The sequence below is a fragment of the Microcoleus sp. PH2017_08_TRC_O_A genome (assembly GCF_020738665.1).
Lineage (GTDB): Bacteria > Cyanobacteriota > Cyanobacteriia > Cyanobacteriales > Microcoleaceae > Microcoleus.
Genome location: NZ_JAEQCE010000132.1, coordinates 1 through 11,374, shown reverse-complemented (window position 1 = coordinate 11,374; position 11,374 = coordinate 1). Strand labels below are relative to the sequence as shown.

13 protein-coding genes are annotated in these 11,374 nt (G+C 45.1%); 6 read left to right on the top strand and 7 right to left on the bottom strand.

Translation table 11 applies throughout. From position 1 onward, the window contains the following. Window positions 1–165: 165 nt before the first annotated feature. The 3 genes from JGK22_RS30795 to JGK22_RS30785 all read right to left on the bottom strand — a co-directional run bounded on the left by JGK22_RS30795 (window position 166) and on the right by JGK22_RS30785 (window position 2,379). Window positions 166–789 (bottom strand): hypothetical protein, encoded by a 624-nt coding sequence (locus tag JGK22_RS30795; protein WP_293177483.1) that lies wholly within the window; start codon window positions 787–789, stop codon window positions 166–168. A 291-nt stretch (window positions 790–1,080) separates the two neighbouring features. Then, window positions 1,081–1,668: a M48 family metalloprotease gene (locus tag JGK22_RS30790; RefSeq protein ID WP_293225135.1), complete on the bottom strand. Its 588-nt coding sequence runs from the start codon at window positions 1,666–1,668 to the stop codon at window positions 1,081–1,083. Between the two features lie 414 nt (window positions 1,669–2,082). Further along, complete coding sequence (locus tag JGK22_RS30785; RefSeq protein ID WP_293197730.1) at window positions 2,083–2,379, bottom strand: hypothetical protein; 297 nt, start codon at window positions 2,377–2,379, stop codon at window positions 2,083–2,085. Window positions 2,380–2,478: 99 nt separating this feature from the next. Here JGK22_RS30785 and JGK22_RS30780 point away from each other — a divergent pair, with 99 nt between their 5' ends. Then, entirely contained in the window at window positions 2,479–2,709 is a 231-nt protein-coding gene (locus tag JGK22_RS30780) for a hypothetical protein (RefSeq protein ID WP_293197728.1), read from the top strand. Window positions 2,710–2,984: 275 nt separating this feature from the next. On the opposite strand, the gene JGK22_RS30775 is transcribed toward JGK22_RS30780, so the two are convergent. Next, a complete protein-coding gene (locus JGK22_RS30775; protein WP_293177487.1) occupies window positions 2,985–3,614 on the bottom strand; it encodes a macro domain-containing protein in 630 nt (209 codons plus the stop codon). A 93-nt stretch (window positions 3,615–3,707) separates the two neighbouring features. Here JGK22_RS30775 and crcB point away from each other — a divergent pair, with 93 nt between their 5' ends. After that, on the top strand, window positions 3,708–4,106 hold the full coding sequence (gene crcB, locus JGK22_RS30770; protein WP_293177489.1) for a fluoride efflux transporter CrcB: 399 nt from the start codon (window positions 3,708–3,710) through the stop codon (window positions 4,104–4,106). Window positions 4,107–4,225: 119 nt separating this feature from the next. On the opposite strand, the gene JGK22_RS30765 is transcribed toward crcB, so the two are convergent. Continuing rightward, window positions 4,226–4,369: a hypothetical protein gene (locus tag JGK22_RS30765; RefSeq protein WP_293177491.1), complete on the bottom strand. Its 144-nt coding sequence runs from the start codon at window positions 4,367–4,369 to the stop codon at window positions 4,226–4,228. Between the two features lie 359 nt (window positions 4,370–4,728). Between JGK22_RS30765 and JGK22_RS30760 the strand changes: the two genes are divergently transcribed. Further along, window positions 4,729–6,078 carry a nitrate/sulfonate/bicarbonate ABC transporter ATP-binding protein gene (locus JGK22_RS30760; RefSeq protein ID WP_293208410.1) on the top strand — a complete coding sequence of 450 codons (1,350 nt, stop codon included), beginning with the start codon at window positions 4,729–4,731 and terminating at the stop codon, window positions 6,076–6,078. 128 nt (window positions 6,079–6,206) lie between these two features. On the opposite strand, the gene JGK22_RS30755 is transcribed toward JGK22_RS30760, so the two are convergent. Continuing rightward, the gene (locus tag JGK22_RS30755) at window positions 6,207–6,335 is read right to left on the bottom strand and encodes a hypothetical protein (protein ID WP_293191838.1); all 129 of its coding nucleotides are present in this window, start codon (window positions 6,333–6,335) and stop codon (window positions 6,207–6,209) included. Window positions 6,336–6,375: 40 nt separating this feature from the next. Here JGK22_RS30755 and JGK22_RS30750 point away from each other — a divergent pair, with 40 nt between their 5' ends. Further along, window positions 6,376–8,112 carry an ABC transporter permease subunit gene (locus tag JGK22_RS30750; protein WP_293191836.1) on the top strand — a complete coding sequence of 579 codons (1,737 nt, stop codon included), beginning with the start codon at window positions 6,376–6,378 and terminating at the stop codon, window positions 8,110–8,112. Between the two features lie 555 nt (window positions 8,113–8,667). Continuing rightward, complete coding sequence (gene mgtE, locus JGK22_RS30745) at window positions 8,668–10,065, top strand: magnesium transporter (RefSeq protein WP_293155286.1); 1,398 nt, start codon at window positions 8,668–8,670, stop codon at window positions 10,063–10,065. A 42-nt stretch (window positions 10,066–10,107) separates the two neighbouring features. Here mgtE and JGK22_RS30740 read toward each other — a convergent pair whose 3' ends face one another. After that, the gene (locus JGK22_RS30740; protein WP_293314404.1) at window positions 10,108–10,254 is read right to left on the bottom strand and encodes a hypothetical protein; all 147 of its coding nucleotides are present in this window, start codon (window positions 10,252–10,254) and stop codon (window positions 10,108–10,110) included. Between the two features lie 7 nt (window positions 10,255–10,261). Between JGK22_RS30740 and JGK22_RS30735 the strand changes: the two genes are divergently transcribed. After that, window positions 10,262–11,185, top strand: coding sequence for a hypothetical protein (locus JGK22_RS30735; RefSeq protein WP_293314402.1), 924 nt, complete (start codon window positions 10,262–10,264; stop codon window positions 11,183–11,185). Window positions 11,186–11,374: the final 189 nt, after the last annotated feature.

Below are 11,374 nucleotides of genomic sequence, written 5' to 3'. Positions count from 1 at the left end.
TCAAAAAGGTGAGGTATGACTGACAGGTTATATAACCACTGAAACCAAGAGGGCTCTCTTCCCAACAACGTCCGCGAATCTTTCGCTTGATCCGCTATATCATTCCGTTTATATCATTCCGATGCAAACGGATTTGATATGAAGAACTGATTATATCAATTCCGATTACTTCTCCGAATCGCCGCGATCTGACTTGTCAAAAAACGCCGTTAGCGAGTTCCAGGCAGACTTAGCAGTCTCTTTCAATCGAGCGCCAATCGACTCAATTTCTCCCACAACCACGTGCCAATTCTTTTCAGTTTCCTTGTGAATGTGCTCAACAGCTTGATCGATGCGATCGCGTTCGACTAATTTATTTTGTTCCACCGCTTCCCGCGCTTGTCGAACCGCTTTCAAATAAGCTTCGCGACTGACTTCGCCGGCATCTTGCACCTGGGCTTGAGCTCGCGTTTTAATCGCATCCACCACCAGCCAATTTTTCTCGGATTCCTTTTTGAGTAGGCTGACAGCCTCAGTCATTCTCTCTTTGGCGATCGACTTATTTTGTTCGATCGCGCCTGAAGCCTTTTGGAGGGCTTTCAAATAAGCTTCGCGGGTGAGATCGCCGGCTGCTTGGACTTCGGCGGCGGCGCGTTTTTTAATTGCTTCAAACAAAGCGGCTGTTTCTGCGATCGCTTCGGGCGTAGCATCCGGCATCTCCTTTGTGACGATCGCCGTCGTTTCGGGAGTAGCCTCTACAATTGTTACTTCAGTTACTTCAGTTACTTCATTCAAATTTGGATCAGTCATTGCGATATCTCCTTTGGTAATCCGCAAACACAGACTTTGTTATGTACTGCCAGAATTAATTCTGGCCCTTAAGACTTTGTACCAGAAAGAATTGGTTGAAAGCCCCAAGCCTTTGAGGGAGAAATTAAAATCAGACTATTCATTACTCGATTCCTCGGACTTCTAGGTAGAGGTCGCTTTTAAACTGTCAACTGTCAACTGTCAACTGTCAACTGTTGAACCATAGCACCAGAACTCATGCTGGCTGTTAAAACTTTCGATTTGTAGCGCCACAATTCATTCTAACACTTATCAATAAGAACCAGTCAATTCTTGTTCCAGCTTCATCAAATTTTCAATCCGCGATTCGGTAGTTGGATGAGTCGAAAACAAACTTCTAAACCAATCACCAGCAGACGAATTCACAATCAACAGCGGCGCAAAAGCTGGATTACCATCTAAGGGCATTTGCCGCGCCCCACTTTCCAGCCGCTGCAAAGCCCTCGCCAAAGCCCTTGGATTGCCCGTTAACCGGGCAGCCCCCGCATCCGCCGAAAACTCCCGCGTGCGCGAAATGGCTAGCTGAATCACCGAAGCAGCCACCGGTGCGAGGATAATTGTCAGCAGCAACCCTACAGGATTCGGGCTGTTGCGATCGTCCCTACCCCCAAACCACATACTGTAACTCGCCATTTGCGCCAACCACGAAATCGCCCCCGCCACCGTAGCCGCCACCGCTTGCGTCAGCGTATCGCGGTTGTCAATGTGAGTAAGTTCGTGGGCAATAACTCCTTCGAGTTCGTCCTCTGAAAGCATACTCATAATCCCTTCTGTCACCGCAACCGCCGCGTGTTCGGGATAGCGCCCGGTAGCAAAAGCGTTAGCAGACGCAGTGGGAATAATTTGACACTCCCCGGCAGTCAGGGCGCGGGGATTCTTGGTTCACAGACATACCTTAAAATTGTCCATCATGAAGGCAATACTTAAACCAAAAACCCGTTCGATAGAACCTGTGTTTTGAGCCTAAGAAAGAACAATCCCAGAGGGCTTATCTCCCCAAGCGATAGAGAGTTTCCTCTCTTGTTCCCGTGTGTCCCACGGTACGTTTAATATTCAAGATTTTAGTTTTCTGGTCTGGGTTACGTTAGTTACCCTAGCTATGTTTTTCGTGGTGTTCGCCACCCACTAACCATTATTATTTCCCGACCTGTCGTTTGAGCTTAGTGTCTCATGTGTATCGGCGGTTATTCTACCTGTAGTATTACTCTATTATACCATCTTGAACAAGAAATTTAGATAATTAAATCCGTCCTTTTAGGACGGGGCTTTAGACCCAATTTTCTGGTAAACTCCCGGCATCGGTAAATTAGCGCGCTGGGCCAGCCTTTCCACCATTGTATAAAGTCCCGGCGCTTGGCTAGCAGTTACCGGCACAGCCCCGTAAGCCGCCAAAGCGATTTTATCCGAGTAAAACCACGAACCTAAGTTCATGGCTGCGGCCAAACCAATGCCGATAATTGCACCGCCCGAACCGCCGATTACCCAATAGCTAACGGTAATTAACAGCGCACTTAACAAGCCTAACAAAGCAGCAGTTTTAATTTGATTCATTTCGGGACTCTCCCTGAAAGCACTCATTCAGTTGACAGTTGACAGTTGACAGTTGACAGATTAGAGCGACCTCTACCTAGAAGCAAGAGGATTGGAGTAATGAATAGTCTGATTTTAATTTCTCCCGATCGGGGTTCCGGCTTTAAACCAATTCTTTCTGGTAAATTAAGCAATAATCTCGATCGACCTTCAATAGTTGTTTGCATGGAATTTCGCCGCCGCCTACCAACAACCGGGTTGCGATCGCAGTATTTGGTGACATCACAGATAATTTTTGATTATTCGGGTTTTTTTGACTCTGTTCTCTTACATTCTATCTACCCAAGTTGAGCTCGCGTGTAGGATACCGCCAACTTGCAGGTACGGTTTAGCGTACTTTAGTTTTTAGTTGAGTGCATCTGGGTTTTGCAAATATGTGTGTAGGGGCGATCGCATGACCGCAGTAAATATGAGATTATAACTAATAACTTATATGCGGTCATGCGATCGCCCTCTTCAAAAACCTGATGCACCCCTTTAATTTCTGATAAATCGCTCCACCTCAAAATACAGACTACCAAGAAACCCGGTTGCTAAACACTGTAGAAATTTGAGATTTGGGCCTTTCAAGTTTCCAGCGGCAACTGTCCGGCATCGCCAGCATATAACAAGTGGTGAGATTTTTGAGCGTCCAGCCAAGATTTAGGAAATTGGTATTGAGATAGGAGGATATCTGCGATCGCGACTTGCATCTGATGCGCGCAGATATCGGGTGGCACTTTACCTGTGCCCGTACCCATGCCGGGAATCGCGATCGTTTCAATGATATGTTTGACCGGCGTTCCGTCTGGAACCGTGCCAAATTTTACGAGAGTTAAAATAGCCCTGGTTGCTAGATAAACATTGACTGTCTCTGTTAAAATTGTCGGAACCCGCATGGTTGGGGCAGCAATTAAATAGGGAATTTCGTCATGATCGGTATCGACAACTTCGGCTAATCCTACTAATAGTTCGCCGTGATGGCGAGTCTGAATTAGTTTTTGCAGGCGTTCTGGAACGTGACTTCCAAAATATTCAGCAATCTCTAAATTTAAGCCGCCGTCCATGAAGCCAAAACTATTCGCCGGACTCACAATCGCATCGCATTTCACATCAAAGATTGAACCGCGATGTATCTTGACATTCTCGATATTGCCACAAGTGCTTTCCCACGCTCTAACTAAGTTATCGTCTACGGCAGCCAGCACAATTTGCATACATACTCTCTATAATTTTTTAAATGGCGATCGCCCTTTTAATCATACAATAGTTTAGATGAGTCCGCTGAATCTAAAATCTAAAATCCTTTGATGCTGCAAGACCCGAATCTCCGCCACCCGATCGCAATTAGTTTCGGTGCCATTGTCGGCGCATTGAGCCGGTATTATATCACCTTGTGGTTTGCCAACCGTTTCGGAACGGCTTTTCCCTACGGAACTTTTTTTATCAACATCACCGGTTGCTTGGCTATGGGATTTTTTATCACCCTGATTTTTGAACGGGTGCCGACGGTTCCGTCCGAGGTGCGGTTAATGATAGCAACGGGATTTTTGGGGGCTTATACTACTTTTTCGACTTACGGTTTAGAGACAAATGTCTTGTTGCGCGATCGCTTTTACAGCTTTGCCACTTTTTACTGGGCTGGCAGTGCCATACTAGGAGTAATTGCCGTTCAGTTAGGCAGCATTTTAGCACGAATTGGCAAATAGATAAAATACTAATCGAGCATCTGTAGGGAAACTGCAATGCCGTGTCCGGCTTGCGGCTCGTCTAATGAAAAATAATTTATATGAAATCAGCACTTGTAGCAATTAATTTTAAAATTAATCTAAAAATTAATTTTTTTCAGCTCGACCAGGTTTTGGCGATCGCTCCTCAATTCCGCTTTAATTGATATCTTGCAGATTTTACCAGAAAGCATTGGTTTAAAGCCCCAAGCCCGATCGCGATAAATTAAAAGAAGAGGATTCATTACTCCAATCCTCTTCCTTCCTTTGTCAAGTGCTGTCAACTGTCAACTGTCAACTGTCAACTGTCAACTGAATGAAGCATTCCCGTCAGCAGGTATTGCTAAAAATGAGTTTATGAGGTATACGTATGGAAACCCAAGAATCAATGTTAAGACCAACGGAGGCAAACTCGTGTCTGCGGACAAATATCAGTTTTCAGTTTGTAAAAGTTTGTGACCAATGACCAATGACCAATGACCAATGGCTAATGGCTAATGGCTAATGGCTAATGACCAATGACCAATGACCAATGACCAATGACCAATGACTAATAACTAATGACTAATAACTAAAGTTAAATAACAAGCGAGGGAGTTTAGTTGTGGTAGTTAAAATAGCAACAGAGTGCCTCATTACCTTAAAAGGTGTCAGCAAGGCTTACCAGCAGCCCAACGGTCAACAAATATCTATTTTAGAGCCAATAAATTTAGAACTGCGATCGGGCGAAATAGTAGCTTTACTAGGCTCTTCCGGATCTGGCAAATCTACATTAATGCGGATGATTGCTGGACTAATCCCCCCCAGCGATGGTGAAGTTCTCTATCACAATCGTCCCTTAGTCGGCTTAAATCCTGGGATAGCGATTGTCTTTCAAAACTTTGCCCTTTATCCCTGGCTGACGGTACTAGAAAATGTAGAATTAGGATTAAAAGCTAAAGGAGACTTGCCAGAACCGCGCCGCCAAAAAGCCTTGCGAATGATTGATATTATCGGTTTAGACGGATTTGAAAATGCTTATCCGAAAGAACTGTCCGGCGGAATGCGGCAGCGAGTGGGATTTGCTAGGGCTTTGGCGGTAGAACCGGAATTGCTGTGCATGGATGAACCGTTTTCAGCCTTAGATGTGTTGACCGCAGAAAACTTGCGGTTTGAGTTATTAGATTTGTGGCTAGAAAAAAAGATTCCGACTCAAGCTGTATTAATCGTAACTCACGGGATTGAGGAAGCGGTCATTTTAGCCGATCGCATTGTAGTCCTCGGCCGCAATCCCGGGCGAATTCGCGCCGAACTAACCGTGACTTTGCCGCACTACCGCGATCGCAAAACTCCAGAATTCCAAGCCCTCGTAGACCAAGTGTACAAAATTCTGACGAATCCAGAGTTAAGCTGCGAAACAGTGGCTGCACCAACTCAAAGTACCGCTACTGCTGTATCTCAGACTCAACCCGCCCCCAGCACTAAATACCAATCTCTGCCGCAAGTACGCACAGGTGCGATCGCAGGTTTGTTAGAACTCCTGGAAGATCGCAAGGAAAAAGACCTCTACCGCCTCGGTCAAGAATTAATGTTAGAGGTAGACGACATTTTGCCGATCGTCGAAGCCGCCAAATTAATGGAATTCCTAGTAATTCAAGAAGGCGACCTCCTGTTAACACCAGTTGGAATTCAATTCATTGCCGGCGGAATTGACCAGCGCAAACAAATTGTTCGTACCCAAATTCTCAGCAACATTCGTGCAGTACAGCAAATTTCTCGAATGCTTCAGTCTAAGCGAAATCACCGCATTTCTGAAGAGTTGATTTTGGACATTCTCGAAGCCCACTTTAGCCCCCAAGAAGCAATGCGACAATTAAAAACTGCGATTGACTGGGGTCGTTATGCAGAGTTGTACAGCTACGACGAACCAGGGGGTGAAATATTTCTAGAATCCGAAGAACCTAAAAATGAGTAGTCAGTAGTCAGTAGTCATTGGTTACTGGTTACTGGTTACTGGTTACTGGTTACTGACTACTGGTTACTGGTTACTGGTTACTGGTTATTAGTCATTAGAATCAACAACTAACAACTAATAATTAATAACTAATAACAATAGTAACTGACCAATTCCCAATGCCCAATCCCCAATTCCCAATTCCCAATTCCCAATCCCCAATCCCCAATTCCCAATTCCCAATTCCCAATTACCAATGCCCAATTACCAATTACCAATTACCAATTACCAATTACCAATTACCAATAACTAATTATTATGACAAGACCCCTAACACCCGCCAATAAAACATTAGAAAGATCGACTTGGACTTGGCAAGACGGCTTGCTAATTCTAGCAATCTTCTCTCTAATTCTAGTAATAGTCCAAACAGCTTCTCAATTCAACAGTGACTACAACCCAAACTTTAAAATTGAGACCACCCTCAATGTATTGCCAGGGTATACAGCCCAGACTCTTTTACGCATGACAGCAGCCTATTTTTTATCCTTGCTATTTACCTTAGTTTATGCTTATTCAGCTTACCGCTTTCCTCTCGCAGCAAAAATTTTAATTCCCTTATTAGATATTTTACAGTCGATTCCAGTTTTATCCTTTTTGCCCGGAGTAGTTTTAGCGCTAGTTACATTATTTCCCGGTCAAAGAATCGGCGTAGAACTCGCATCGATTATCTTAATATTCACTGGAATGACTTGGAATATGACCTTTAGTTTCTATCAGTCCCTATCCGGCATTCCGCAAGAACTCAAGGAAGCTGCTCAAGTTTATCGGCTGAATGCTTGGCAACAATTTTGGACGTTAGAATTGCCCGCTGGTGCGATCGGGCTGGTGTGGAACAGCGTCATGTCAGTGGCTGGTGGCTGGTTCTTTTTGATTGCGATCGAATCTTTTACCTTGGGTGCTAAAAACTTTCATCTGCCCGGACTCGGTTCCTATTTGGGCAAGGCAGCTAATGAAGGCAATTTTGGGGCGATCGGCTGGGGTTTAGCAGTATTAATTGGTGTGATTGTAGCCATAGATTTTTTCATCTGGCAGCCTTTGATTGCTTGGGTGGAAAAGTTTAAATATCAAGCCGTAGAAGCGACCAATGTACCGCAGTCCAAGGTGTTGGATTTTTTAAGGCGATCGGCGACGCTGCGGGTGTTGAAGTCGCGCATATCGCCCGTAGGTGACAGTTTCGATCGCTATGCGGCAAGAGGTTTTGCACCTGCTCATTTACCAACCAGTCCTCGCGCACAAAGCCGCCTCGGCAATTGGATCAATTGGCTGTTTGTCAGCGGGTTTGCTGCGATCGTCCTTTGGGGAACCTGGGAAGCCTTACTGCTGCTGAGGTTCCTGAGTGTATCTGATTGGCAAAAAGTCGTGGGAGGTGCATTTTTTACGGCTTTGCGAGTCATTTGCGCGCTATTTTTATCGCTGTTGTGGACTGTACCTGTCGGAGTGGCGATCGGTCGAAATCCGCGTTTAGCTCAGATTTTGCAGCCTTTAGTGCAAATAGCCGCTTCTGTACCAGCAACGGCTTTATTTCCCGTATTGCTACTAGCTCTAATTCACGCTGGAGGCGGGTTGCAAATTGGTTCTGTAGCGCTGATGATGTTGGGTACAATGTGGTATTTGCTGTTTAATGTGATTGCGGGCGCTCAAGCCATACCTTCGGAGTTATTTGAAGCCGCGCAAGTTTACAAACTTTCCCTAATTCAACGCTGGAAAACTTTAATTTTGCCGGGAATATTCCCTTATTTAATCACAGGAATTATTACGGCGGTTGGCGGAGCTTGGAATGCGAGTATTGTCAGCGAATACGTGCAGTTTAAAGGTGAAATAATTAGAACGAGCGGTTTGGGCGAGACCATTTCTGAAGCAACGGCATCGGGTAATTTTCCTTTACTGTTAGCGGCTACTTCTGTGATGTCGCTGTTGGTTGTATTGACTAACCGTTTGGTGTGGCGCCCACTTTACCGTTTGGCACAAGAAAAATACCAGTTATTGGTTTAAGTCGGTTGACAGTTGATAGTTGACAGTTGGCAGTTGACAGTTGACAGTTGATAGTTGGCAGTTGGCAGTTGATAGTTGACAGTTGGCAGTTGACAGCTTGCCGTGAGCGAAGCCGAAGGGTTGACAGTATACCCATTCTCAAAGGCGATGAGGTAATTGGTAATTGGTAATTGGTAATTGGTAATTGGTAATTAATAATCGGTAATCGATCGCACTCTCCCGAACTCACACTCTGTTGCACTAGCTCGAAAACATCATACCAAGAAATTCGGTTTCGACAATACAGCTTGGTTTTGGTGCTGCCGCATCTGCCAAAAAATTCGGTTGCTCGCGCTGCCCGTGTAAATCATAATAACTGCAACCAGTGGTGTCAATAGGCTATAAACTGGATTCAGGAAGGCGTGCAGCACAGGTTGATACCAGTTACCACAAAAATGCAACTGTAGGTCAAGTTCAAATCTGCTGACTCAGTAAGTCATTCGCAATTCTTTAATCCCAAATCCCAAATCTAAAATCTAAAATCTAAAATCTAAAATTGCATGAGGAGGGTCATCAGTGACAGAAAACAATTATCAATCGTCTTCTCTACCCACCTACGCGCGAAAAGAACTGCGGGAATTAGTTCGATCGCAGTTAAAGGCTTTGTTGGAACAAGGAGACTTTCAAGGAGCAAAAGCGATTTTGCAGCCGGTGCAGGAAGCAGACATCGCTGAAGCTATCGAAGGCCTGCCGGAAACCATGCAAGTAATAGCTTTCCGGTTGCTTTCTAAAGACGAAGCGATCGCAGTTTACGAATATCTCGACTCCAGCGTTCAGCAGTCTCTGTGCGAAAAATTCAAACGCCAAGAAGTCATCGATATTGTAGACAAAATGTCCCCGGACGATCGAGCTAAACTATTTGACGAACTGCCGGCCATCTTAGTCCGCCGCCTCTTAGGTGAATTGAGCCCAACGGAACGCGAAGCGACGGCTCAACTCTTGGGTTACGAAGCCAGTAGCGCCGGCCGGATTATGACCCCAGAATACATTTCTCTCAAAGAAAGCTTTACCGTTGCTCAAGCTTTAGACAGAATTCGCTCTTTAGCTAAAACTACCGAAACCATTTATTCTCTTTACGTCACTGATGCGGCGCGACGGTTGAGTGGCATTTTATCCTTGCGGGATTTAGTCACTTCTCCCCTCGACAAAACTGTCGGCGAAATTATGACCCGCGAGGTAGTTTCTGTGCAAACGGGAACGGATCGAGAAGAAGTAGCTAGGTTGATCCAGCGTTACGATTTTTTAGCTGTGCCCGTTGTAGACCGCGAACAGCGTCTGGTGGGGATCATTACAGTTGACGACGCGATCGACATTTTAGAACAAGAAGCTGCCAAAGATATTTATACCTTGGGTGGCGTCCAGTCCGGCGGCGACAATTATTTTCAGACCGATTTAATCACCGTCGCCCGCAAAAGGGTCGTATGGCTGTTTGTTTTGCTGTTAACCAACACTGTCACCGGAGCAATTATTAGAGCTCAAGAAGATATTTTGCACCAAGTAGTCGCCCTAGCAGCCTTTATTCCGCTGCTGACTGGCACTGGAGGCAATGTCGGAGCCCAGTCCTCAACTGTGGTAATTCGCGGTTTGAATACTGATGAAATTACAGCAATGGGCCCCTTTCAAGTAATTGTGCGTGAGGGGATGGCGGGAGCGCTCCTAGGCGCTATATTGGGGACGGTAGCGACGGGGTGGGCTTACACTCTGCAAGGGAATTTAGCCGTGGCAATCGCGGTGGGGGTGAGTTTGCTGGCGATCGCAATTTTAGCTTCTATTGCCGGTTCAGCTCTGCCATTTCTCTTTCGTTCTTTGGGTTTAGATCCCGCTTTAATGTCTGCTCCTTTTATTACCACCGCAGTTGATGTCCTCGGAGTCTTAATTTATTTCACTTTAGCTCGACTAATTTTGCAATTATAATATATTTATGTAGATTGGCATAATAAAAAACCCATAGTAATTTTAAATTCCGTGATGTACAGCCTCCCAATGCCCAATGCCCAATGCCCAATGCCCAATTCCCAATGCCCAATTCCCAATGCCCAATTCCCAATTCCCAATTCCCAATTCCCAATTCCCAATTCCCAATTCCCAATTCCCAATTCCCAATTAATCTATGTCATCACCTAATTCATCAACCAAAATTCAAAATCCCAAATCGAGCAATTTGTTAGAAACTGCTGAATTAATCTTTCTTGCTGCCTCGGCTGTAGGATTGGCTGCTAGTTTGGTTTTGCAGCAGAGCATTTATGTCGAAGTTCCTGTAGTAATTTCGCTCTTTTTGAATTTTGTGAACCGCCAGAAGTTTCGCGGGCAAGTTAAAACAAGTACCGCGGCAGTGTTCGATCGCGTAAACCAACAAGCCACTACGAGCGATCGGGCGATCGAGCAATTACAACTTGCTGTAAGTTCTTTAGATACAGCTCTTGCCCAAACATCTCGCGAAAATCTCAATGTTGGCCAGGCAGAAAATTCCCACTCTATAATTTCAGCAATTGAGAACCTGCGCCAGCGGATCATAATTTTAGAAAAAACTATTAAAATGATTCAAAGCGAGATCGAAATCACCAGCCGCCAATTCAAACAACGGCCTGAGTTGCAACAAGTCGAAACTTTGACAACAATCATTCTGGACTTGCAGGAGTTTATCAACGAACTGCCGCAATGGGGAAATTTGCAGCAGCGACAGCTAACAGAACTTCAGCAACAAGTAGATAATGCTTTGGCTCAGCTTGCTCAAGAAATTGCTGTGATTCCCAGCCGCGTGGAGGAGGCTGTAGCTAGTCGCGACGGGGAAATTAACCAACCGTTAGGTTCTGGTGTGAATGCTGAGTCCAAAAATGCCGATCGATCTAAAACCCAGAATGAGAAAATTCGCCAGAAATATCCCAGGGCTTACGTAAAGTGGAGTCGCGAGGAAGATGAGAATTTACAGAAAGAATATGCAAACTGCCAAGAAGTTAGTGAATTAGCTCAGAAATTTCAGCGACAACCTGTTGCCATTCGTTCGCGCTTGCAAAAATTAGGATTGATCCAATAATATCGAGGTAATTGGGAATTGGGAATTGGGAATTGGGAATTGGGAATTGGGAATTGGGAATTGGGAATTGGGAATTGGGAATTGGGAATTGGGCATTGGGAATTGGGAATTGGGAATTGGGAATTGGGAATTGGGAATTGGGAATTGGGAATTGGGAATTGGGAATTGGGAATTGGGAATTGGGAATTG